At 64.7% G+C, this 23,367-nt stretch carries 22 protein-coding genes; 5 read left to right on the forward strand and 17 right to left on the reverse strand.

The window, feature by feature from the left end; genetic code table 11:
- Positions 1-2 precede the first annotated feature (2 nt).
- The 14 genes from ABIA42_RS34215 to murJ form a co-directional block, all read right to left on the reverse strand.
- A complete protein-coding gene (locus ABIA42_RS34215) occupies positions 3-416 on the reverse strand; it encodes a helix-turn-helix domain-containing protein (RefSeq protein WP_007603895.1) in 414 nt (137 codons plus the stop codon).
- Positions 417-635: 219 nt separating this feature from the next.
- Entirely contained in the window at positions 636-2,249 is a 1,614-nt protein-coding gene (lnt, locus tag ABIA42_RS34220; RefSeq protein ID WP_370116886.1) for an apolipoprotein N-acyltransferase, read from the reverse strand.
- Entirely contained in the window at positions 2,246-3,364 is a 1,119-nt protein-coding gene (locus ABIA42_RS34225; RefSeq protein ID WP_370116884.1) for a hemolysin family protein, read from the reverse strand. The genes lnt and ABIA42_RS34225 overlap by 4 nt, the downstream gene beginning before the upstream one ends.
- 1 nt (position 3,365) lies before the next feature.
- Positions 3,366-3,875 carry an rRNA maturation RNase YbeY gene (ybeY, locus tag ABIA42_RS34230; RefSeq protein ID WP_370116880.1) on the reverse strand — a complete coding sequence of 170 codons (510 nt, stop codon included), beginning with the start codon at positions 3,873-3,875 and terminating at the stop codon, positions 3,366-3,368.
- A 59-nt stretch (positions 3,876-3,934) separates the two neighbouring features.
- The gene (locus ABIA42_RS34235; protein WP_271527915.1) at positions 3,935-4,930 is read right to left on the reverse strand and encodes a PhoH family protein; all 996 of its coding nucleotides are present in this window, start codon (positions 4,928-4,930) and stop codon (positions 3,935-3,937) included.
- Positions 4,931-4,994: 64 nt separating this feature from the next.
- Positions 4,995-6,389: a tRNA (N6-isopentenyl adenosine(37)-C2)-methylthiotransferase MiaB gene (gene miaB / locus ABIA42_RS34240; RefSeq protein ID WP_370116877.1), complete on the reverse strand. Its 1,395-nt coding sequence runs from the start codon at positions 6,387-6,389 to the stop codon at positions 4,995-4,997.
- A gap of 193 nt (positions 6,390-6,582) precedes the next feature.
- Entirely contained in the window at positions 6,583-7,263 is a 681-nt protein-coding gene (locus ABIA42_RS34245) for an HAD family hydrolase (protein ID WP_370116875.1), read from the reverse strand.
- A gap of 197 nt (positions 7,264-7,460) precedes the next feature.
- A complete protein-coding gene (locus ABIA42_RS34250) occupies positions 7,461-7,916 on the reverse strand; it encodes a Fur family transcriptional regulator (RefSeq protein ID WP_028176511.1) in 456 nt (151 codons plus the stop codon).
- Between the two features lie 38 nt (positions 7,917-7,954).
- Positions 7,955-8,440: a ribosomal protein S18-alanine N-acetyltransferase gene (gene rimI / locus ABIA42_RS34255; RefSeq protein WP_028176512.1), complete on the reverse strand. Its 486-nt coding sequence runs from the start codon at positions 8,438-8,440 to the stop codon at positions 7,955-7,957.
- Positions 8,437-9,132: a tRNA (adenosine(37)-N6)-threonylcarbamoyltransferase complex dimerization subunit type 1 TsaB gene (gene tsaB, locus ABIA42_RS34260; RefSeq protein WP_271527918.1), complete on the reverse strand. Its 696-nt coding sequence runs from the start codon at positions 9,130-9,132 to the stop codon at positions 8,437-8,439. The genes rimI and tsaB overlap by 4 nt, the downstream gene beginning before the upstream one ends.
- Before the next feature lie 88 nt (positions 9,133-9,220).
- A complete protein-coding gene (locus ABIA42_RS34265; protein ID WP_028176514.1) occupies positions 9,221-9,790 on the reverse strand; it encodes a NifU family protein in 570 nt (189 codons plus the stop codon).
- A gap of 256 nt (positions 9,791-10,046) precedes the next feature.
- On the reverse strand, positions 10,047-10,541 hold the full coding sequence (locus ABIA42_RS34270) for a universal stress protein (protein WP_271527920.1): 495 nt from the start codon (positions 10,539-10,541) through the stop codon (positions 10,047-10,049).
- Positions 10,542-10,630: 89 nt separating this feature from the next.
- Positions 10,631-11,683, reverse strand: a complete 1,053-nt coding sequence (gene trpS / locus ABIA42_RS34275; protein ID WP_370116870.1) for a tryptophan--tRNA ligase — start codon at positions 11,681-11,683, stop codon at positions 10,631-10,633.
- An 86-nt stretch (positions 11,684-11,769) separates the two neighbouring features.
- Positions 11,770-13,320 carry a murein biosynthesis integral membrane protein MurJ gene (gene murJ, locus ABIA42_RS34280; RefSeq protein WP_370116867.1) on the reverse strand — a complete coding sequence of 517 codons (1,551 nt, stop codon included), beginning with the start codon at positions 13,318-13,320 and terminating at the stop codon, positions 11,770-11,772.
- A gap of 124 nt (positions 13,321-13,444) precedes the next feature.
- Between murJ and ABIA42_RS34285 the strand changes: the two genes are divergently transcribed.
- Complete coding sequence (locus ABIA42_RS34285; protein ID WP_271527923.1) at positions 13,445-14,446, forward strand: adenosine kinase; 1,002 nt, start codon at positions 13,445-13,447, stop codon at positions 14,444-14,446.
- A gap of 155 nt (positions 14,447-14,601) precedes the next feature.
- Here ABIA42_RS34285 and ABIA42_RS34290 read toward each other — a convergent pair whose 3' ends face one another.
- Together ABIA42_RS34290 and ABIA42_RS34295 are read right to left on the reverse strand one after the other, a co-directional pair.
- On the reverse strand, positions 14,602-16,296 hold the full coding sequence (locus ABIA42_RS34290) for an AMP-binding protein (RefSeq protein ID WP_370143822.1): 1,695 nt from the start codon (positions 16,294-16,296) through the stop codon (positions 14,602-14,604).
- A 160-nt stretch (positions 16,297-16,456) separates the two neighbouring features.
- Complete coding sequence (locus tag ABIA42_RS34295) at positions 16,457-17,653, reverse strand: serine hydrolase (RefSeq protein WP_271527924.1); 1,197 nt, start codon at positions 17,651-17,653, stop codon at positions 16,457-16,459.
- 351 nt (positions 17,654-18,004) lie between these two features.
- On the opposite strand from ABIA42_RS34295, the gene ABIA42_RS34300 reads away from it, so the two are divergent.
- Together ABIA42_RS34300 and ABIA42_RS34305 are read left to right on the forward strand one after the other, a co-directional pair.
- Positions 18,005-18,325 carry a hypothetical protein gene (locus ABIA42_RS34300; protein ID WP_271527925.1) on the forward strand — a complete coding sequence of 107 codons (321 nt, stop codon included), beginning with the start codon at positions 18,005-18,007 and terminating at the stop codon, positions 18,323-18,325.
- 105 nt (positions 18,326-18,430) lie between these two features.
- Complete coding sequence (locus ABIA42_RS34305) at positions 18,431-19,924, forward strand: NAD-dependent succinate-semialdehyde dehydrogenase (protein ID WP_271527926.1); 1,494 nt, start codon at positions 18,431-18,433, stop codon at positions 19,922-19,924.
- Positions 19,925-20,194: 270 nt separating this feature from the next.
- On the opposite strand, the gene ABIA42_RS34310 is transcribed toward ABIA42_RS34305, so the two are convergent.
- On the reverse strand, positions 20,195-21,577 hold the full coding sequence (locus ABIA42_RS34310; RefSeq protein WP_271527927.1) for a hypothetical protein: 1,383 nt from the start codon (positions 21,575-21,577) through the stop codon (positions 20,195-20,197).
- Between the two features lie 181 nt (positions 21,578-21,758).
- Here ABIA42_RS34310 and ABIA42_RS34315 point away from each other — a divergent pair, with 181 nt between their 5' ends.
- Positions 21,759-22,052 (forward strand): hypothetical protein, encoded by a 294-nt coding sequence (locus ABIA42_RS34315; RefSeq protein ID WP_271527928.1) that lies wholly within the window; start codon positions 21,759-21,761, stop codon positions 22,050-22,052.
- A 164-nt stretch (positions 22,053-22,216) separates the two neighbouring features.
- The gene (locus tag ABIA42_RS34320; protein ID WP_271527930.1) at positions 22,217-23,353 is read left to right on the forward strand and encodes an SbmA/BacA-like family transporter; all 1,137 of its coding nucleotides are present in this window, start codon (positions 22,217-22,219) and stop codon (positions 23,351-23,353) included.
- Positions 23,354-23,367: the final 14 nt, after the last annotated feature.

Raw genomic sequence — 23,367 nt, forward strand, 5'->3', positions numbered from 1 at the left:
GCTTAGCGCTTGTCGGGGCCTTCGCGAGCCGCAATCTGCTCGACGAGATCGACGATGGAGCGGCGCATCTTCGAGTCGGTGATTCGCGTGAACGCCTTGGTCAAGGCGAGCCCTTCGGAGGTCGCGAGAAAGTCCGAGACGTAAGAGGGCGAGGCGCCTTCGCTAAAGCCGTCCGGACCCGGCACGCCGCTCGGGCCGCCTTCGAACAGGAATGACACCGGCACCTGGAGAATCTCGGCGATCTGCTGGATGCGGCTCGCGCCGACCCGGTTGGTGCCCTTCTCGTATTTCTGGACCTGCTGGAAAGTCAGGCCCAAAGCTTCACCGAGCTTCTCCTGGCTCATGCCCAACATGATGCGGCGCATGCGCACGCGACTGCCGACATATTTGTCAACAGGGTTGGGCGCTTTCGACATTTCCTCAGCCCTCCAAACATCACCTTCGGCGCAATCATCAAGCATGCCTCGGGTGCAGCATCGTCAAAACCAAACACTGTTATTGGGAAACATTGCGGAGAAATTTAGCAACGCACCTCTGTCTTTCGCAGCCGGTGCAGAATGGGGAGCCCGCGTGCAGTCTGTCAACCGTGGGACTACGGTTGTCAAAGGATTCCGGCCGCCTCGGCGGCGGCGTCATCAGGGCTGACGCTTGGCGACACGTCGGCGGACCGCCAGGAGCACAGCCACTGCGACGAGCATGGCCGCGGGCGCATCACCCACCCGTGCATAGACGGTCGGCGGGATTGCGGCCGGCAGGTTTGCATCCAAAATGCCTTCGAGGCCGAGGCCGAGGCTCGCGACCGTGCGTCCAACCGGATCGATCACTGCGGAGATGCCGGTATTGGCAGAGCGGGCCAGCGGCAATCCGAGCTCGATCGCGCGCATCCGCGACTGCTCCAGATGCTGATAGGGGCCGGTCGAGATGCCGAACCAGCCGTCGTTGGTGAGGTTCACGATCCAGCCGGGACGTTCGTTGCGTCCAGCCACTTCGCCGGGAAAGATGGCTTCGTAGCAGATCAGCGGCAGCGCCGGCTGTACGCCGGGGACCGGTAGCGCATGCCGCACGCTGCCGGCGATGAAGCCGCCGCGCACACGCGTCAGCTGTTCGAAACCGAGCTTCTCCATCAACGCCTGGTAGGGGAGAAATTCTCCGAACGGTACCAAATGCACCTTGTCATACACAGCGAGCACGCTGCCGTCGTGATCGATCACGTAAATCGAGTTATAGGCGCGCGTGATCGGCGTGCCCCGCGGCAGGTCGGGCGCGCGGACCGACCCCGTGATCAGCACGGTACCCTTGGGCAGCAGGTCGGCGATTTGCGCCATCGCGTCGGCTTCGCGGGTCAGGAAGAACGGAAAGGCGGATTCCGGCCAGATCAGGATGGTGGCATCGCGCACGCCGGTCGATTGCGGGCCGGAGGCGCGGTCCGACAGCGCGAGGTACTTCTTCATCACCTCCGCCTTCGCGGCGTAGTTGAATTTTGCGTCCTGCTGGAGGTTCGGCTGCATCAGGCGCAGCTTGGCGCCTGATACCATCGTGGTTGGATGCAGCGACAGGCGGATTGCGCCGAAGACGCTCATGACGACCAGAAGCGCGACGGCGGCCGCCGGCACGCGCCACGGCAGGCGGCGATCGGGCGTGCGGTCGATCAGCGTCGCTGGGCTTGCGAAGATCGCAACCGTCAGGAACGTCATGCCCCACAGGCCGATCAGCGACGCCGTCTGTGCGAGCGGCAGCGGCTCGGACAGCGCGTAGCCGAACGCGTTCCAGGGAAAGCCTGTCAGTGCGTGACCGCGCAGCCATTCGCTCATGGTGAGGCTCGCTGCGAGCGCCAGCACGCGCGTGGCGTTCTTGGTCCAGAGCAGGCGCGCCAGCGCAAAGCCCATCGCCGTGAAGATCGACAGATAGGCCGGCAGGCCGAGCACGGCGAACGGCGTCAGCCAGGCGAACACGTCGGCGTCGACGAAGAAGGCGTATCCGATCCAGTAGAGGCCGGGCACGAAATAGCCGAGCCCGAACCAGTAGCCGGTCAACGCGGCGGCGGGGACGCCGCCATAGCGGCCGCCGCCGGCGCCGTCGATCAGCCAGACCAGCACCGGGAAGGTGACGAACAGCACCGGGAAGAGGTTGAACGGCGCCAGCGCCAGCACCGACAGCGCCCCGGCCGCCATGGCGATGACGGCGCGCTTCCATCCCCAGGTGAGAATGATGGCAAGCGCAATCTGCCGGAGTCGCTGTAGTGGACTCACTGCGGGCCGGTCCCGTCGCTCGGTGGCGGCGTGGGCGTGTCGCTGGCCGATGGCTGTCCGCTCTCCGGCGCGGCCTCGCGGCGCCGGCTCTCGCGCTGGGTGCGCGGCGCGGGGCGCTCTTTCCGTGTCGAGATGCGCAGCCGCTTGACCCGGCGCGGATCGGCGTCGAGCACCTCGACCTCGTAAGTGCCCGGACCCGAGATCACTTCGCCGCGCACCGGCAGGCGTCCGACGAAGCTGACGAGATAGCCGCCCAGCGTCGCCACCTCCTCGCCGGCTTCGCCCGTGACGAAATCCTCGCCGATCACCGAGCGGACGTCGTCGAGGCTGGCGCGGGCGTCGGCGATGAAGGCGTTGTCGGGCAGGCGCACGATCGAGGGTGGCTCGTCGCTGTCGTGCTCGTCGTCGATTTCGCCGACGATCTGCTCGACGATGTCCTCGATCGAAACCAAGCCGTCGCTGCCGCCATATTCGTCGACCACCAGCGCCAGATGGATGCGCGTGGCCTGCATCTGCGCGAGCAGGTCGATCGCCCGCATCGACGGCGGCACGTAGAGCAGCTTGCGGATGATGTGCGCATCATGAAGCGGCAGCGCGAGATCGACGGCGCGCAGGTCGAGCCCGGCCGGCAGCGGCTTCTTGCGCTTGGTCTTGGTGGCTTCCGATACGCGGGCGCGGGCGGTCATGAAGGCGAGCAGGTCGCGGATGTGGACGATGCCGACGGGATCGTCGAGCGTCTCGTTGAAGACGACGAGGCGGGAATGGCCGGCGCTCTCGAACCGGTCCATCAATTCCCCGAGCGGGATGTCGCGCTTCACTGCGATGATGTCGGCGCGATGCACCATGACGTCGGCGATACGGCGCTCGTGCAGGCCGAGAATGTTGCGCAGCATGGTGCGTTCGACCGCGGAGAAGCCGGTGTCGTCGGGCGTCGATGCATCGAGCACGACCTGGAGGTCGTCGCGGACCGACCCCGCCTTCCAGCCGAACAGCGTTCGGATGGCGCGCACGAGCCAGCCTTCGGCGGCCGGACGCATCACCTCGCCATGGGCCACGACGGCAGGCAGATTGCGCGTGTTGCGCGGGTTGTCCTGGATCGGATCGGAATCCGGCATCTCAGTGCGCCCCGGCGCGGTCGGCATAGGGGGCGGGGATGCCGAGATGCGCCAGGATCTGCGTCTCCAGCGCTTCCATCTCCTCGGCGTCGTCGTCGTTCTCGTGATCGTAGCCGATCAGATGCAGGAAGCCGTGCACGGCGAGGTGGCTCAAATGGTGCTCGAACGGCTTGTGTTCCTCGTCCGCCTCGCGCCGCATGGTCTCGTAGGCGATCGCGATGTCGCCGAGCATGCGCGGCGCATCGCCCGGCTTCCACCCGCCCTCCGGCTGGAGCGCGGGAAACGACAGCACGTTGGTCGGCTTGTCGATGCCGCGCCAGTTGCTGTTGAGCGTGCGGATGCCGGCGTCGTCGGTCAGCATCACAGCCACTTCCGCGTCGGCAACGTCTTCGTCGACGCTCTCGGCGGCGGCAGCCACCGCGCGCTGGATCACGGCTTCGGAATCAGGCTCGCGCTGCCAGCAATCGGCGACGACGAGGACCTCGGTCATGGGCAGGTTGGAATGGGACATTGTGTTGTCTGGGACGAAAAGGCGCCGTGCTCGCGCCTCTGGGGTCCAATGTTGCCTCGTCAGGATTGACCGGTGGCCGGCCGCTGCGGCGAACCTTCGTAGGCGGAGACGATCCGCGCCACGAGTTCGTGGCGGATCACGTCCTCGGCCTTGAAATGAACCTGGGCAATTCCTTCGACGCCGTTCAAGAGGCGGGTCGCCTCGGCCAGGCCCGAGGTCTGGCCGTTCGGCAGGTCGATCTGCGAGGGATCGCCCGTCACGATCATGCGGCTGTTCTCGCCGAGACGCGTCAGGAACATCTTCATCTGCATAGATGTGGTGTTCTGGGCCTCGTCCAGGATGATGGCGGCGTTGGTGAGCGTGCGGCCGCGCATGAAGGCGAGCGGCGCGATCTCGATCTCGCCGGTCTGGAGCGCACGCTCGACGATGCGCGCATCCATGAGGTCGTAGAGCGCATCGTAGATCGGCCGCAGATAAGGATCGACCTTCTCGCGGAGATCGCCGGGCAGGAAGCCGAGTCGCTCGCCGGCTTCCACCGCCGGGCGCGACAGGATGATGCGATCGACCTCCTTGCGCTCGAACAGCTGGGCGGCATGGGCGACGGCGAGCCAGGTCTTGCCGGTGCCGGCGGGGCCGACGCCGAACACCAGCTCGTGTCGCTTCAGCGCGCGGATGTAGGAGTCCTGTGCGGCCGTGCGCGCGCGCACCGGGCGCTTGCGTAAGTTGATGCTGTCGAAGGTTGATTTGGCCGACTTGGCGTCGAACTCGAACAGCGAGCCCTGCGCGATCACGGCGCGGATCGCGCCTTCGACCTCGCCCTGGTCGAGATCCTGTCCCTTCACGGCTTGCGTGTAGAGCATCTCCAGCACGCGCCGCGCGGCGTCGCAGCCGTCGCGGCTGCCGCCGATGGTGATGTGGTTGCCCTTGGAATCGACGACCACGCCGAGCCGCCGCTCGATCTGCGCCAGGTGCTGGCCGTAGGGGCCGACCAGCGCGGAAGCGGCGCGGTTGTCGTCGAAGTCGATGACGACCTGGGTCTCGGGCGGAACTTGCATGTCGCGGTCAAATTTGCGGCTGGGAGCGAACGAAGACGAATCCGATGCGCTTTTGGGCAAGGGTTCAGGCTCCAATGGCTTGCGATAAAGCGGGCTCGCGCGCGTTGCGCGGCGTCACGAGCTCGCCGAGAAAGCTGTAGCGTTCGAGGCTGTCGATGCGGACCGGCAGGATTTGTCCGATGATGTCGGGTGAGGCCATCACATGGGCGGGCTGGAGGTAGGCGGTGCGGCCGACGATCTGGCCCTCCTTGCGCGCTGGACGCTCGAACAGCACATCGACCGTTGAGCCAATCGCGGCCTTGTTGAAGGCCGATTGCTGGCTGTCGATCAGTTCCTGGAGCCGCTCCAATCGCTGGTCCATCTCGGCGGGGGACACCGTCTCCTGCATATCCGCGGCCGGCGTTCCCGGCCGGGCGGAGTATTTGAACGAATAAGCCGCAGCGTAACCGATTTGCGTGACAAGCGCGAGGGTGGCGAGAAAATCTTGCTCGCTCTCGCCCGGGAAGCCGACGATGAAATCTGATGAAAAAGCAATGTCTTGGCGCGCGGTACGGAAACGGTCGATGACTCGGCGGTAATCATCGGCGGTATGTTTCCGGTTCATGGCCGCCAGAATCCGGTCCGAGCCCGATTGCACCGGCAGGTGCACGAACGGCATCAGGGCACCGAGATCGCGATGGGCTGCAATCAAGCTGTCATCGACATCGCGCGGATGGCTGGTCGAATAGCGCAGCCGCGCGATGCCGGGAATCTTCGCCAGATGCTCGAGCAGCCGGCCGAGCGGCCAGCTCGTCCCGTCCGGTCCGTTGCCGTGATAGGCGTTGACGTTCTGCCCGATCAGCGTGAGCTCGCGCACGCCGTTGTCGGCGAGCCGCTTCACGTCATCGACGATCTTCGATACCGGGCGTGAGACTTCGGCGCCGCGCGTGTACGGCACGACGCAGAAGGTGCAGAACTTGTCGCAGCCTTCCTGCACCGTGACGAACGCGGAAATGCCGCGCGCGCGGATCGCATCGGGCTTGGGCTGGGCCAGGAATCCGAACTTGTCGGCTGCGGGAAACTCGGTCTCGATCGCGCGGCCTTCGTCGCCGGCACGTTTCAAGAGCTCCGGCAGGTGATGATAGCTTTGCGGGCCGACCACGACGTCGACGACAGGCGCGCGACGCACGATCTCCTCGCCCTCCGCCTGCGCCACGCAGCCCGCGACCGCGATCTGCATCGTGCGGCCCCCACGCGCGGCCTCGTCCTTGGCCACGCGCAGCCGGCCGAGCTCGGAATAGACCTTTTCCGAGGCCTTCTCGCGTATATGGCAGGTGTTGAGGATGACGAGGTCGGCGTCTTCTGCGCTGGCCGTCTCCACGAATCCTTCCGGTGCCAGCGTATCCACCATGCGCTGGGCATCGTAGACGTTCATCTGGCAGCCATATGATTTGATGTGCAGCTTGCGCGGCGGCGTCATGGAACCCGAAAATGGAGGTGGAGGACGGCTCTCAGATATAGGCTGGAGGGGCGAAAATCCAGCGAATGGGGCCCCTCAGGCGTCATTCCGGGGCGCGACGCAGTCGCGAAAGCCGGAATCCAGAGGTTTTGGCGCGAGATTCCGGGTTCAAGCGCATCGCTCGTGCCCCGGAATGATGGTGATATGACGAGGATCAGCCCACCAAGGCCTTCGCCTCGACCCGCCGGAGCAACTCCGGGAGCTGGTGCATGTCGGCAAAGGTCAGATCGGCGCCAGCCTGCCGCAGGGTCTCGGCATGGCTGTCCCCGCAATGGCTGCCGCCGCAAAAGCCGAACACGGTCATTCCCGCCGCCCGCGCGCCGGCAATGCCGGCCAGGCTGTCCTCGATCACGACACAGCGCTCGGGCGGCACGCCCATCTCGTTCGCCGCGAACAGGAACAGGTCTGGTGCCGGCTTGCCGTTCTTCACCTGCGAGGCTGAGAAGATGTTCGGTGCCAGGCGCTCGTAGAGCCCGGTGCTTCCCAGGCTCACGCGCATGCGCTGATGCGAGCCGCTCGAGGCGACGCAGACGCGCTGAGTGACGACATCGAGCACATCCTGGATGCCGCGGATCGCTTCCAGGTCCGCCTCGAACGATCGGAACAGTTCATCCTGCAAGTCGCCATGATAGGCCTCGGGGAGCCTGCGGCCGAGCTCGGATTCGATTTCGAGATTGGCCTGCCGCGTCGAGCGGCCAAGGAAGCGCGCGAACACCTGATCCGACGTGATCGGATAGCCGTGCCGCGTCAGCACGTCGGCATGCGCGCGACAGGAGATCACCTCGCTGTCCACGAGCACGCCGTCGCAGTCGAAGATGATGAGGTCGATGGGCATTCAGTGTGTAACTTGGTTATGGCACTCTGGCGCAGGGCGCGCGGTGCCACCTCTCCCAGCGGGAGAGGTCGGCGCGAAGCGCCGGGTGAGGGGGACAGCTCTCTCGTGGGACCCGAGGCCCCTCACCCGATTTGCTTCGCAAATTGACCTCTCCCCGACGGGGGGAGGTGAAGAGAGGCCGTCGCAAAATTTGTTCATCAATTCGTCGGCTTGTCGTCGTCGAGCGGGACGCAATAGAGCTCGAGCCGGTGGTCGACCAGACGGTAGCCGAGCTTGCGGGCGATCTCCGCCTGGAGCTTCTCGATCTCCTCGGAGGTGAACTCGATCACCTTGCCGTCGCGCAGATTGATGAGATGGTCGTGATGGCTGTCGCGCATCTGCTCGTAGCGCGCGCGGCCCTCGCGGAAATCGTGGCGCTCGATGATGCCGGCATCCTCGAACAGTTTCACGGTGCGATAGACCGTCGAGATCGAGATCTTGTCGTCGACCGCGACGCAGCGCCGGTAGAGCTCCTCGACATCGGGATGATCGGCAGCCTCCGCGAGCACGCGGGCGATGACACGGCGCTGCTCGGTCATGCGCATGCCCGTGGCGGCGCAGCGCGCCTCGATATCGGACGCCTTGGATGCAGAGGAAGGTTTCAATGTGGTCATAGCGTTGTCTGCCTGGCGGGCGCTTTCTGCCACCGATGTTACGACAAGTCACGTCGCATCAGAAGGGCGTTCAATTGTTCCCCGTTGGGCTGCTTATAGTAGCGATCGCGGCGCCCGACCACCACGAATCCGCACCCGTCGTAGAGCCGCCGCGCCGGCTGGTTGTTTTCCTCCACCTCGAGAAATATTGTGCGCACGCCGCGCCCGGCGAGGTGGCCGAGATGGGTCATCAGCAGCGTGCGTGAGAGGCCGCGGCCGCGATAAGCCCCGTCCACCGCAATCGAGAGAATCTCCGCCTCGTCCGCGCCGATCCGCGACACCGCAAAGCCGATCGTCTTGCGGCCGAGACGCAAGCGATGCACCAGCGTGTTGCGCTCGCTGATCATGCTCTCGAATTCGCCTTCGCCCCAGCCGTGCGCGAAGGAGGCGCCGTGCAGCTGCGCGAGCCGCGCGGCATCGCGCAAGGTCGCGGGCTCGACGACGGCGCTGCCGCCGTGCCACCACTCCGACAGCCATCCCATCATGAGGTTGCGGCTTGCGCTGCGAGCGGCTTCTGTGCCGCCGGCTTTGCATCGGGCGCCTTCAGATAGAACGGCCGCGCCGGCGTGGTGTCGGGATTGGCCGCCGCGCCGAGCCAGGCGACCCAGCTGATGTCGGGCGCGGGCTGCGCGTCGACCGCAACAGGCTGCGGTCCATCCTTCGGCCAGCGATCGGCGAGGATCTTTGCGGCGTTGCCGACCAGATGCGGCGCGCCGAATTGCGAGGCTGCGATCGCCTCGTCGATGCTGGCGACCTTAGGTCGCACCAGCTGGCTGCCGTCGCCGGCGACGATCTGGAAATAGACGTGATCGTGCCGCGCATCGATTGCGGAGAGCACGGGCGCCGTTCCGCTCTGGCCCACGACGGCGGCGGCATAGGCCGACAGGGTGGTCAGGCCGACGGCCGGCCGCCCGGCCGCGAGCGCAAAGCCGCGCGCCGCCGAAATGCCGACGCGCAGGCCGGTGAAGCTTCCGGGACCGACGGTGACGGCGATGCGATCGAGTGCGGTGAAGGCGAGATTGGCCGACTGCATTACCCGCGCGATCAGCGGCATCAAGGCCTCGGCGTGGCCGCGCTTCATGAGCACCGATTCCTGCGCGCGCAGTTCGGCCGTTTCGGTGTCGAGCACGGCGGCCGCGCAGGCGTCGAGCGCAGTATCGATGGCGAGGATCAGCATAAGAAAGCGAATGGCGAGTGGCGAATGGCGAACAGTCTAGCCGATCGGAGTTCCATTCGCCATTCGCTACTCGCCATTCGCGCTCTAATCACATCGGCCGGACTTCGACCACGTCGGGCACGAAGTGCTTGAGCAGGTTCTGGATGCCGTGCTGAAGCGTCGCCGTCGATGACGGGCAGCCGGAGCAGGAGCCCTTCATGTTGAGATAGACGATGCCGTCCTTGAAGCCGCGGAAGGTGATGTCGCCGCCGTCGTTGGCGACGGCCGGCCGTACCCGGGTCTCGATCAGATCCTTGATCATGTCGACCGTCTCGGCGTCGGCCTCGTCGAAGAACTCGTCCTCGTCGTCGAGATCGGCGTCGCTCTGAGCCGCGCCGTCGGCAAGCAGCGGCGCGCCCGACATGTAGTGCTCCATGATGGCACCCAGGATCGCGGGCTTGAGCTGCTGCCATTCACCGCTCGCCTTGGTCACGGTGATGAAGTCCGATCCGTAGAACACGCCGGTGACGCCGGGCACGTCGAACAGCTTTTCGGCGAGCGGCGAACGGCCTGCGGCTTCGCGGCTCGAAAACTCCACGGGGCTGCCGTCGACCACGACGCGGCCGGGAATGAACTTCAGCGTGGCGGGATTGGGGGTGGCTTCGGTTTGAATGAACATGGTTTTCTCCAGACGTCGCCGGTTCAAGGCCGGCGCGTGCCTATCCACTAGCAGATGGCGACGGGGAACGCACGATCAAGGGGAGAGGGAACTGTTTCGTTGTCATATCAGTAGGTTAGGGCGCCGAAATCTCCAATCGTCGTGGCCGGGCTTGACCCGGCCATCCACGCCTTGCTTCGTGGTGCAAAGAACGTGGATCCCTGGGACGAGCCCGGGCATGACGAGCGAACAACAGGCCGCCTCCCAGCCCGGGGACCTACGACAGCGAATCCACGCTTTCGTCGCTCAGCGCGCCCGAGATGATGGTCACCGGCACCGGGAACGTGCCCAACTCGTGCGCGAGCGATGAGACCAGCGGCCCCGGCCCTTCCGCGCCGGGACTGGCAGCGAGCACCAGCATGGCGATGTCGGGGTCCTCATCGATCACCGCGAGCAGCTGTTCCATCGGCGCGCCCTCTCGGATCACCCGTTCCGGCGTGATCGCGGCGATGCCGTTGGCGCGGCCGGCGGCGCGGTCGAGCGCGGCTTCCGCCGCTTCCTGCGCTTCGGCGCGCATGATGTCGGCGACGCCAAGCCATTCCTGGCTCTGCTGCTCGGGCTCGATAATGCGCAGCATCACCACGCCGCCGCCGGCGCGGATCGCCCAGCGGCTGGCATAATAGACCGCGCGATCCCATTCAGCGGTGTCGTCGACGACGACGAGGCATTTGGGCTTGTGACCCGGCTCGAAGCAAAGTCGCTTGCTGGTCATGCATGTCCCGGCGAGTGCATGGCCGCATGCTGCCACACTCGCTCCCGCTTGGGGAGAGGAGACGCGATCGGCGCCTGGCGCCGACCGTTCTAGCGCCGGCGGATGAAGCCGACGATGTCCTTGGAGAGCTTCATCGTCTCGTCGGCGATGGCACGGGCCCGGTCGGAGCCGTCGATGAGGATCGCGTCGATATGACCGGGGTCGGCGACGAGGCGCTTCATCTCGCCGGCGATCGGCGCGAGCTTGGTGACGCACAGCTCCGCCAGCGCGTTCTTGAAGCTGGAGAACTGGCCGCCGCCGAAATCGCGGAGCACCTCGGCCTTGGAGCGGCCGGAGAGCGCGGCGAAGATGCCGACGAGATTGTCGGCCTCGGGACGGGCTTCCAGGCCCTTTTCCTCCGTCGGAAGCGGCTCCGGATCGGTCTTCGCCTTGCGGATCTTCTGCGCGATGGTGTCGGCGTCGTCGGTGAGGTTGATGCGCGAATTGTCGGAGGCGTCCGACTTCGACATCTTCTTGGTGCCGTCGCGCAAGCTCATCACGCGCGTCGCCGGGCCCGTGATCAAGGGTTCCGGCAGCGGGAAGAACAGGCCGTCATTGGCACCCTGGCTGCGGATGGAGTCGCCGAAATCGTTGTTGAACTTCTGCGCGATGTCGCGCGAGAGCTCGAGATGCTGCTTCTGGTCCTCGCCGACCGGAACGTGGGTGGCGCGGTACAGCAGGATGTCGGCGGCCATCAGCACAGGGTAGTCGAACAGGCCAACGGACGCGTTTTCGCGGTCCTTGCCGGCTTTCTCCTTGAACTGGGTCATGCGGCCGAGCCAGCCCATGCGTGCGACGCAGTTGAAGATCCAGGCGAGCTCGGCATGGCCCGAGACCTGGCTCTGGTTGAACACGATGTGCTTCTTGGGATCGATGCCGGCAGCGATGAACGCGGCGGTCACCTCGCGGGTGCTGCGCGTGAGCTCGGCCGGTCCGCCCCAGACGTCGATGCCTTGCGTGATCGCGTGCATGTCGACGACGCAATAGATGCAGTTGTGAGTTTCCTGCATCTTCACGAAGTTGACGATCGCGCCGAGATAATTGCCGAGGTGCAGATTGCCCGTCGGCTGGACACCCGAAAAGACCCGTTCAACGAATGGCATGGTTAGTTTTCCTGGCAAGCCTTCCTGAAGCTATTCGGCCGTCGTTTCCAACAGCGGCGCTGCCCCGTCAAGGGCAATTCGCGAGGTCAGTCGTGCCGGTGGTGCGGGACAGGCCGCTTCAGGGCGACAGCCGCTTCGCGCCAGGATGCCGCTCCGAGGATCTGCAGCAGCAGGCCATAGATGGCGATTCCGGCCGCGATCTGCGCGCCGAGCACGATGAAATCGATGAAGCCATGGGCCCCGGCCGGCACGAGGCCTGCAGTCAGCCAGAGCAGAGTGCCCATGGCCGCGGCGGCGAGCACGATCCGCGGCAGCCGCTTGCGGGCGCTCGCATCGACCGAGAAGCCGAACTCGCTCCTGCCCTTGCGGAGCAGCGAGAGCGCGCTGCTCCAGGCGCCGGCCGCGATGCTTGCGGCGATTCCGCTCGTGTCGAAGAGATGGCCGAGCAGGACGGCGAGCACGACGGCGACCACAAAGCCTTTGGCCGTGGCCAGCAGCGGCGTCATCGTGTCGCTGCGGGCATAAAAGGCAGGCGACAACGCCTTGATCAGCACATGCGCCGGCAGGCCCAGCGCCAGCCACATCAATGCATGCGCCGTCGCCACGCTGTCCTCCGCACCGAACGCGCCATGCTCGAACAACAGCCGCACGATCGGCTCGGCCAGCACGACCAGGCCGAGCGTCGCGGGCAGCGCCAGCCCGGCTGCAAGCTCCAGCGCGCGCGATTCGGCATGCGCCACGGCGTCGCGATCGCCGCTGCTCACCGCGCGCGTTAGCTCCGGCACCAGCACCGTGCCCATGGCGACGCCGACGATGCCGAGCGGCAGCTCGATCAGGCGGTTGGCGAAATAGAGCCAGGACACGGCGGATGGCGTCGCAGAGGCGATGATCGCGCCCGCGACCATCAGCCATTGCGGGCCCGAGCTTGCGAGCATGCCGGGGATCGCCTTGGCGAAGAAGCCGCGCATCTCCTTGTCGAAACTGGCGCGCAGCGGCGTCGCAAGATGCGCGCTTCGCTGCGACAGCAGCATCAGGAGTTGCAGCAGGCCCGCGACGCCGACGGTGGCCGCCAACGTCCACGCAGCGAAACCGGCGTCAGCATGCCAGGCGAGCAGCACCGCGATCGCGGCGATCAGCGCGATGTTGAACAACAGGGGCGAGAACGCCGTCAGCGCGAAGCGGCCCTGCGCGTTGAGCAATCCCATCAGCACGGTGACCGGGCCCGCAAAGGCGAGATAGGGCAGCATCAGCCGCGCACTCTCGACCGCGCGATCGAGCGTGCCGCTGCCAAGGAATCCCGGCGCGATGACCGTGATGACCAGCGGCATCGACAATGCGATCAGGATCGATATCGCGATCAGGGCCGCGCTGACCGTGCCGAGCACGCGTCCGGCGAACGCCGCTGCGGCCGCCGCCCCGTCGCGCTCCCTGATGCGCAGCCAGGTCGGGATCAGCGCCGCGTTCAGCGCGCCCTCGCTGAGCAGACGCCGCACCACATTGACGAGCTGAAACGCCGCCAGAAACGCATCCGCCACGACGCCGGTGCCGAGCAGCGCCGCAATCATGGAATCGCGGGCAAAACCCAGCAGCCGCGAGGCCAATGTTCCCGTCGAGACGGTGAGGAAGGAGCGGATCATTGCTCTCGAGAATACCGTTGCTTGCCCGCGCCGGCTCGGTCGTGATAGGCCGCGAGGCAGATTTCAGGCCGACAGGAAGCGGATTTCCCCGGGTATCGCAATCCGGCAAACAGGATCAAGGTGAATGGCTGACGTGAAATATGACGTTCTCGGCATCGGCAACGCGCTGTTCGACGTGCTGGTCAGGACGGACGAGGCCTTTCTGGCCAAGCATGGCATGGCCAAGGGCAGCATGTCCCTGATCGACGAGGCGCGCGCGGCCGCCATCTACAAGGACATGGGGCCGGCCACGGAGGTCTCGGGCGGCTCGGCTGCCAACACCATCGTCGGCATCGGTAGCCTGGGTGCACGCGCCGCCTATGTCGGCAAGGTCAAGGACGACCAGATCGGCAACCTCTATGTCCACGACATCCGCGCCGCCGGCGTCGCCTTCAACACGCCCGCCGCCAAGGACGGCCCCGCCACCGGCTGCTCCTACATCCTGGTCACCGGCGACGGCGAGCGCACCATGAACACCTATCTCGGCGCGGCGCAGGACCTGTCGCCCGCCGATATCGACCCGGCCGAGGTCGCGAGCGCCGGCATCGTCTATCTCGAGGGCTATCTCTGGGACCCCAAGAACGCCAAGGATGCCTTCGTCAAGGCGGCCAAGATCGCCCATGACGCCAGGCGCAAGGTGGCGCTGACGCTGTCGGATTCCTTCTGCGTCGACCGCTATCGCGACGAGTTTCTCTCGTTGATGCGCAACGGCACCGTCGACATCGTCTTCGCCAACGAGTCCGAGCTGCATTCGCTCTACATGACCTCGGACTTCGACACCGCGCTGAAGCAGCTGCGCAACGACGTCAATCTCGGCGTCGTCACCCGCAGCGAGAAGGGCTGCATGGTGGTCTCGGTGGAAGACGCCGTCGCCGCGCCGGCATTCCCGGTCGACAAGGTGGTCGACACCACCGGCGCCGGCGATCTCTTCGCTGCAGGCTTTCTCTATGGCCTGGCGCGCAATCTTGCCTACAAGCAATGCGGCGAGCTCGGTGCGCTTGCCGCTGCCGAAGTGATCCAGCACATCGGCGCGCGGCCGCAGGTCTCGCTGAAGGAGCTGGCGCAGCAGCGCGGGCTGACCGCGTAGCCGAAGTCGCGCCTCATCCTCTGCTGTGACCGCCCGGCTTGACCGGGCGATCCAGTAGTCCGAAACACCAGCTGTCCATCGAGAAGCCGCTGCGTACTGGATTCCCCGCTTTCGCGGGGGAATGACAGTGTTGGTGTGGCAAGGGCACTCAGCCCTCACGCCGTCTTCGCCGCCTTCAATCCCAGCCGCTGCTCCACCGCGTCACGCATCACGAATTTCTGGATCTTTCCCGTCACCGTCATCGGGAATTCATCGACGAACTCGACATAGCGCGGGATCTTGTTGTGGGCGATCTGGCCGTCGCAGAAGGCGCGGACCTCCTCGGCCGTCAGCGTTTCGCCCGGCTTGATGCGAATCCAGGCGCAGAGCTCCTCGCCGTAGCGGGTGTCGGCGACGCCAAAAATCTGCACGTCCTGGATCTTGGGGTGACGATACAGAAACTCCTCGATCTCGCGCGGGTAGAGATTCTCGCCGCCGCGGATCACCAGATCCTTGATGCGGCCGACGATGTTGCAATAGCCCTCGTCGTCGATGGTGGCGAGGTCGCCGGTGTGCATCCAGCCATTGGCGTCGAGCACGTCGGCCGTCTTTTCCTTCTCCTCCCAATAGCCCAGCATGACGCTGTAGCCGCGGGTGCAGAGCTCGCCGCGTTCGCCGCGCTTGACGATCTTGCCTTCGAGATCGACGACCTTCACCTCGACATGCGGATGAATGCGGCCGACCGTGGAGACGCGCCGCTCGAGCGGATCGTCGGTTGCGCTCTGGAAACTGACCGGGCTGGTCTCGGTCATGCCATAGGCGATGGTGACTTCGCGCATGTTCATCTCGGTGTTGACGCGCTTCATCACCTCGATCGGGCAGGGCGCGCCGGCCATGATGCCGGTGCGCAGTGATTTCAAATTGAACGTCTTGAACTCGGGGTGATCGAGTTCGGCGATGAACATGGTCGGCACGCCATACAGGGCGGTGCATTTCTCCTGCTCGACCGCACGCAGCGTCGCGAGCGGACCAAAGCCCTCGCCCGGGTAGACCATGGTGGTGCCGAGCGTGACCGAGGCAAGGTTGCCCATCACCATGCCGAAGCAATGATAGAGGGGTACCGGAATGCAGATGCGATCCTGTTCGGTCAGGCGCATCGCACGGCCGGTGAAATAGCCGTTGTTGAGGATGTTGTGGTGGGTCAGCGTCACGCCTTTCGGCGATCCCGTGGTGCCGCTGGTGAACTGGATATTGACGGGGTCGTCGAATTGCAGGGCGGCGCCGAGCGCGGCAAGCTGCTCGCGATGCTGTGCCCGGCCCATGCGCGCGACCTCCTCGAACGCGACAGTGCCTGAGGCCGCCGGGCCGCCGATCTGGATCACCATCCGCAAGGCCGGCAATCGCGCCGCCTGCAACTGTCCGGGCCTGGCGTCCGCCAGCTCCGGCAGCAGCGTGTTGAGCATCTCCATGTAATTGCTGGTCTTGAACGCCGTTGCGGTGACGATCGCCGCGCAGCCGACCTTCTTCAGCGCGAATTCCAGCTCACTGAGCCGGTAGGCCGGATTGATCGTCACCAGGATCAGGCCGGCTTTGGCGGCGGCGAACTGGGTCAGTGTCCATTCCGGCCGGTTCAGAGACCAGATGCCGATCCGCTCCCCGCGTTCGAGCCCGAGCGCGAGAAAGCCCGCGGCGAGCGCATCGACCCGTTCGGCGAACTCTCTCCAGGTCCATCTGACGCCGTGGTTGGGTGAAACCAGCGCCTCGCGATCGCCCCAGCGCCGCACCGCGCGGTCGAGGCTGCGACCGATGGTGTCGCCGAGCAGCGGCGTGTCCGAGATGCCGCAAACGTAGCTGTCCGCTTTATCGGCCAAATTGTCAGCCAAGTCGAAATCCTCTCGCCAAAATACCCAGCATAGTCTCTCAGTCATCATGCCCGGGCTTGACCTGGGCATCCACGTCTTTGTGCCCTGCGGCTGCACGTGGATGGCCGGGACGAGCCCGGCCATGACGGGTTGGTGAGAGCCGCGCCCTTCAGGCCGCCTTCTGCCCGCTTCCAGCAGCGTCGAGCCCGGCATAAACCCCGCGCTCGAAACCTGCGAATGCCTCCAGGCATTTCGCATCCGCGAACGGCAACAGCTGCATCAGGATCACGCCGGTGATGCCGCGGGCAGGGTCGATCCAGTAATAGGTGTTGGCGAGGCCTGCCCAGGCGAGGCTGCCTGCGCTGCGTCCCTCGGCGGTCTTGGCGGTGTTGATCATGAAGCTGAGGCCCCACTTCTTCACCTGCTCCGGGTAGAGATCGACGTCGTTGGTGTACATCGGCGCCGCCGTCGTCATCTTGCCCATGGCGAGATCGCCGATGTGGTTCTGCCCCATCGTCGCGACGGTCTCGGCCTTCAGCACCTGGTTGCCGTTGCCGCGGCCCTTGTTGAGGATCATCTGGGTGAACTTGATGTAGTCGGCCGCGGTCGAGTAGAGGCCGCCGCCACCCATGTGGAATTCCGGCTCCTGCTCGAGCTCGAACGGGATGGCAGCCAGCTGGCCGTCCTCACCGCGCGCGTGCATGCCGACCAGGCGCTTGCGCATGTCGTCGGCGATCTTGAAGGCCGTGTCGTTCATGCCGAGCGGGTTGAACAGATTGTCGCGCAGGTAGGCGTCCAGCCGCTTGCCGCTGGCGGCCTCCACGGCCTTGCCGACGAAATCGATGTTGGTGCCGTATTCCCAGCGCGTGCCGGGGTCGGTCATGATCGGGGTCTTCAGTGCTGCATTCTGGCAGGTGGTGATGGCGGGAATGCCGTTCTTGTCCAGATAGACCGCGAGATCGCCGTTCCACATATTGTAGCAGAAGCCGGCGGTGTGGGTCATGAGCTGGCGCAGCGTGATCGGTCCCTTCGCCGGGCGCAGCTTTGCCTCGCCGTTGGCATCGAAGCCTTCGAGCACCTGCGGATTGGCGAGATCGGGCAGGACATCGCCGATCGGCGCATCCAGCGACAGCTTGCCCTGCTCGACCAGCTGCATCGCGCCCGCTGTGGTCACCGCCTTCGTCATCGAGGCGATCCAGAACACGCTGTCATCGGTCATCGCGTCGGGCTTGGACAGGTCGCGTTGGCCGAATGCGCCCTGATACAGCACGTCGTTACCGCTCGCGGCGATCGCGACGACGCCCGGAATCTCCCTGGCCTCGCTCTTCTGACGCAGAATCTCATCGATCTGTGCTTTGCCTTGCATGACGTTTCCTCGGGTTTGATTATTGTTGGAAGTGATCGATTGTCGTCCCACATGCTCGGCGCGGCAAGCGCATCTACGCGCATGCGCCGGTCGCGATGTCGTGACTTGACGGTCTTGGCCCCACGCAGGACGACAACGGGGCTGGACGGCGAAGCTCCTTTGCAATCTGCGGTGGATGTCCACACGTCGCCCTCACCCTGGATGGGGGCTCCAAGCGATAGGTTTCACGCGTTCTCGGACGCCTGAAACATTTCGTGAGCTGCCGCGTTCAGCACCCGGTCCGATCCATGGGCCGATTAAGACTTGATGCAAATGTTGCCGTCCGAGGATGGGTGGCGAGGGGGACCTCAGATGATTTCGACCTGGAGCGAATGGAAGCGCTATCCCCGTCAGGGACGCGGAGAGAACCTGGAGGCGCCGATTTCGCCCGGCGTATACGAGGTCCGCATCGCCGGCACCGGCGCACTCTATTCCTTCGGCGCCGTCGATAATCTGGCGCAGGCGCTGGCGCTGCTGCCGGTCGGCTCAAAATCCTGGTTTGGCCGTCGCGACACCTCTCATGTCCCTGATCTCGAATATCGGACGTGCGCGACCTCCACGAAGGCCGACGCCAAGGCGGCGGCCGAGCGCATGATCGGCCGGCGCGAGACCTATATGAGCGGCGCGGCCTAAGGCCGCTGCCAGTTTAACTGCCATCTGACGTGCGTTGCAGGGCGGTGCATTGCGCATCGTCCGTCCCTATATTGCGGCCGATCCGATCGCCCAGGGAGAAACGCCATGACCCCGACTGCCGCCGCACGCGCCCCGCAAGCCACCTCCAATTTGCGCGACCGGTTGAAGGATCCGTCGCTCTTGAGGGAGGCCTGCTACATCGACGGCGCCTGGGTCGGCACGCCGGTCTTTGCGGTCAACAATCCCGCTACCGGCGTCGAGCTCGCCAAGGTTCCGCAGCTTGGTGCGGAGGAGACGACCAAGGCGGTCGAAGCCGCCGAGCGCGCCTTTCCGGCCTGGGCCAAGCACACCGCCAAGCAGCGCTCCAACATCCTGCGCAAATGGTTCGAGCTGATCATCGCCAATCGCGAGGACCTCGCGCTGATCCTCACCTCCGAGCAGGGCAAGCCGCTCACCGAGGCGCTCGGCGAGGTCGATATCGGCGGCGCCTATGTCGAGTTCTTCGCCGAGGAGGCGCGTCGCGTCTATGGCGAGACCATCCCGACGCAACGTCCCGATGCGCGGCTGCTCGCGATCAAGCAGCCGATCGGCGTCTGCGGTGCGATTACGCCGTGGAATTTCCCGAACTCGATGATCACGCGCAAGGTGTCCCCGGCGCTCGCCGCCGGCTGCACCGTGGTCCTGAAGCCCGCGAACGAGACGCCGCTGTCGGCGTTGGCGCTTGCCGTGCTGGCGGAGAAGGCCGGCGTGCCCAAGGGCGTCTTCAACATCGTCACCGGCGATGCCCCGCCGATCGGCAAGGTGTTGTGCGAGCATCCGGCCGTGCGCTTCGTCGGCTTCACCGGCTCGACCGCGGTCGGCAAGATCCTGTATCAGCAGGCCTCGGTCGGCGTGAAGCGGCTCGGCCTCGAGCTCGGCGGCAATGCGCCGTTCGTGGTGTTCGACGACGCCGACATCGATGCCGCGGTCGAAGGTGCGATCGTCTCGAAATACCGCAACATGGGCCAGACCTGCGTCTGCGCCAACCGCCTCTACGCCCAGGACAAGATCTACGACGAGTTCGTGCAAAAGCTGTCGAAGAAGGTCGCGGCGATGAAGATCGGCGACGGCACCGAGAGCGGCGTCACGCAAGGGCCTTTGATCAACATGAAGGCCGTCGACAAGGTCGAGCGCCACATCGCCGATGCCGTGAAGCGCGGCGCCAAGGTTGTTACCGGCGGCAAGCGCAGCGAGCTCGGACGCTCGTTCTTCGAGCCGACCGTACTGGCCGACGTCAAGCCGGACTCCCTGGTGTCGCAGGAGGAAACCTTCGGCCCGCTCGCACCCGTCATCCGCTTCAAGGACGAAGCCGATGTGATTGCGATGTGCAATGCCTCGCCGTTCGGCCTGGCCTCCTATTTCTACTCCCGCGATCTCGGCCGCGTCTGGCGCGTTGCCGAGGCGCTGGAGTCGGGCATGGTCGGCGTCAACACCGGCCTCATCACCACGGAGGTCGCGCCCTTCGGCGGCGTCAAGGAAAGCGGCCTCGGGCGCGAAGGCTCGCATCACGGAATGGAAGAATATGTCGAGATCAAATACGTGATGATGGCGGGGGTGTAGCCGCCGGCCTCGTTTTACGACCCGCTGGACGAAGGCCCATTCCGACTGGTGGCCGCCTCCTCATAGTGCGATCACGCTTGAGTTCCCGCCTCAACGCAAGGGATTGGTCACGGTCACCTGTCGCGGAGAAACCTCCCTCAGCGGGGAGGGTAATCGCATATGACTTTCGGACGGGCCTGAGCAAGCGCCTCGTCCTTCGAGATGGCCGCAGGCGAGTTTCCCGCCGCGTTTCCTCACATGCGATAGCCCTGCCTCAGCGGGGAGGCAGAATCACGCCTTGGCAGCAACGTACCCGTAAAAATTCATGAGAAAGTCCTTAGTGGCGAGGGGCTTTACGGCGCCGGCTTTATTCGCGTGCGGGATCTCGTAATCGCCATTGCCCCATGAGAAAACCTTCGCCTTCACGTACCCGTTCACGACCTGTATCTTCTCGCGCAGCACGACCCAGTGCATCGTGAACGCGGAGCCTTTATCGGACTGATCGTCATAGTCCGTCATATTGGCGCTTATGAAGAGGCATACGCGATACCCCCGGTCGAGCAGGGTGTTGGCTTCATTTACATCGTCGATGCCTTTGTTGAATCGCGAAATGTTGGTATTCTCGCGCACGTCTCGGTATCCGGCCTTGCGGAACCATTGCTCCATCTCGCTCGGCAGGGTGACGCCGGCAAGATCGCTGATTTTGCCTGTGTCGTCGAAATCGAGGAACCAATTCTCTGAATCGCGTATGGAGGCGCACGTCAGCCAATCGACGTGGTCCAGCGACCAGGGCGGCGTGTAGTTCCTCACATCCTTTCCCGGCTTTATCAGCAGGCGGCCAAGAGTCGCCTGTCCCTTCTGATACAGGTCGATCGCGAACCGCGCGTAGTGCCCTGGCTTATCGGATGCGTAGCTGAACATCAGCGCGGAGGGCCCGCACAGACTTCCCTGATCCTGATCGATGAGGCTCGGCTTCGCAATGCGCCTGAGAATACCTATGCCGACGCGGTGCGGGTCGAGCTTCGGAAAGAACGTGGTCCTCGTGTTCTTGAGGAAATCGCAGACCATTTCTGCGGCGAGTTTCCTGTGATCCGAATTGAGGTCGTACGGTCCGATTCCAAGCCACTTCTTCTGTTCGTCTCCGACGAAAAGGGTGATGAGCTTTTTCGAAGTAGGGGAGAGCGTTCTGGAGGTATTCGCAATGGTGAGCAGGTCGTCCAACTCGAATGCGGTGACCATGCCGTCCGTGACGGTGGCCCGGATGATATCGACCACCTCCGCGTAATCCAGCTTTGAATCGTCGGCGAGGCCTTTGCCAAGTGCAGCATTGACGGAAGGAGTAGCGACGGCATCCCACTGGCCCTTTTGCGGGGCGGGCTTGGCGGCCGCCTTTGTCGACAGTTCAACGAGCCGCTTGAATGTCGGGCCCGCAGGCCGAATGTAACCGTCGGGCGTGCCGGGAAAGTTCTTCTTTTGGAAATATAGAATCGAGGTGTAGAGGCTATCGCTGGCGTGACCGGTCACGACCAGCTGCGGTTTGAGCATGTTCTCAGCACCACCGTCGGAAATGGAGATCTTGTTGAGCAGCGAAATGACCAGTTCCTGGTCCTTCTTCCAGTTCTGGCAGCTTCGACCCGTCGCCGCGTACCGTCCTACTTTATCTTTCAGCTGCATATGGTGTCTCCTTCGATACCAAAATGCTGCCTCGAACCTCCTGACATGCGGCCGGCTGAGGCAGGCGCTGCGCCAACTCTTCCGCTGTAGGATGTTGGTCGCACCTGCCGGCCCTTGTGTTCACTCGCAAGGGCAGGGCTGTCCTGTGTTAACTTTCACTAGTGCGTGATGGCTGCCATTCTTGTTGCTTGGCCGAGCGAGCCGAACTGATGTCGCCGGCATCTGCGTCGGTAATGCCCAGACGAGCATCGCGCCACGCGCCAGCCAAGTTCGTCTCACCGGCCGATCCGGCAGCGCTGAACGGGAGCCCATGGTGGGCAGGCGTTCTTGCGCCTATTCCACCAACTGCATGGTCGATGCCGACAACGGCATTGTCGTTGACATCGACGCGGCGACCGCAATCCGACAAGTCGAGATGCTGGTGTCTGGCTCGACGCCAGGCGGGGCGCCGAAAACGGAAATCGCCGGCTGCTGAGCGCCGCACAACGGATCCAGTCTATGTTGCAGGCGTGAAGCGCGGCGGAGCACGATGGTGTGTCGCACCTCGCTTGACGCAGATCAAGATCCCTCGGATGAGACAGCATAGTCTGGCGCCAGCGGCATCATATGGTGGCGCGCGCGCAAGATTGCGGCTCGCGAATGCTGACGAGGATTTCTTTCGCTCCGGGTGAAAAGCAACTTTTAGGCCGCTTCTGGCAGAGCGCCTCGGGATACTGGCGCGGACCAACGGCGTGGACAGCGTGGCTTCTGGTGGTCGCGTTGATCGTCAACGTCATCCTGCAGCTGCTGACGCAGTACGGGCTCAACTTCTGGAATCGTGACTTTTTCAACGCCATTGGTCGGAAGGACCAGGCGGAACTTCTGGCCCAGGCGTTCCGGTTTTTGCCGCTGGCGGCGGCGAGCATCGCCTTGACCGTGTTTTCCGTGTGGGCACGCATGACCCTGCAGCGTTCCTGGCGCGAGTGGTTGAGCAACCGCCTCTATAGCGACTGGCTGGCGGATGATCGTCTTCCGAGGCGCAACGCAATCCAGGGACATCACGAGGCACCCGAGTATCGCATCGCTGAGGATGCCAAGGTCGCGACGGACCTCCCGATCGATCTGGCAACCGGTCTGCTTCAATCGGTGCTCACCATTGCAACATTCGTCGGGGTGCTATGGTCGGTCGGCGGCAGTCTGGAAATCAACTTCGACGGTATCGCCTTTGCGATTCCCGGTTACCTCGTCCTCGCCGTGATTGCGTATTCCGCGCTGCTGGTGATCGGCATCTGGCTGACGGCCGGCCGTCTGACGCGGGTCATCGAGGAAAACAAGCGCATGGAAGCCGAACTGCGGGCGATTGGAACACATGTGCGCGAGACCCGCGAAGGCAAGGTGGTGCAGGAGGCCGGCATGAATGGCCGCCACGCCGTTGGCGCCGCCTTGAAAGCCGTGATTGCGATCTGGCGAATCTACTGCTGGCAATTGATGCGGATGACGCTGGTCACTTATACGGGTCTTCTGGTGACGCCGGTGGTCGGCCTCTTGCTTTGCCTCCCCAAGTATCTTGGCGACACGATGACGCTGGGCGAGGTGGTTCAGGCTTCAGCGGCATTCGTCGTGGTCCAGACCGCGTTCAACTGGTTCACGGACAATTATGCCAAGCTCGCGGAATGGACTGCCTCCGCCAACCGGGTTGCCGAACTCCTGCTGGCCCTGGATGCGGATGGCGCGCCCGGCGATGAAGCGGGTCATCCATCCATCCCTGCCAAACGCATCGCGCCGTCGGACGCTTGAGACGAGCGCGTCGC

Source organism: Bradyrhizobium sp. USDA 327 (genome assembly GCF_041262065.1).
Taxonomy (GTDB): Bacteria; Pseudomonadota; Alphaproteobacteria; order Rhizobiales; family Xanthobacteraceae; genus Bradyrhizobium; species Bradyrhizobium liaoningense.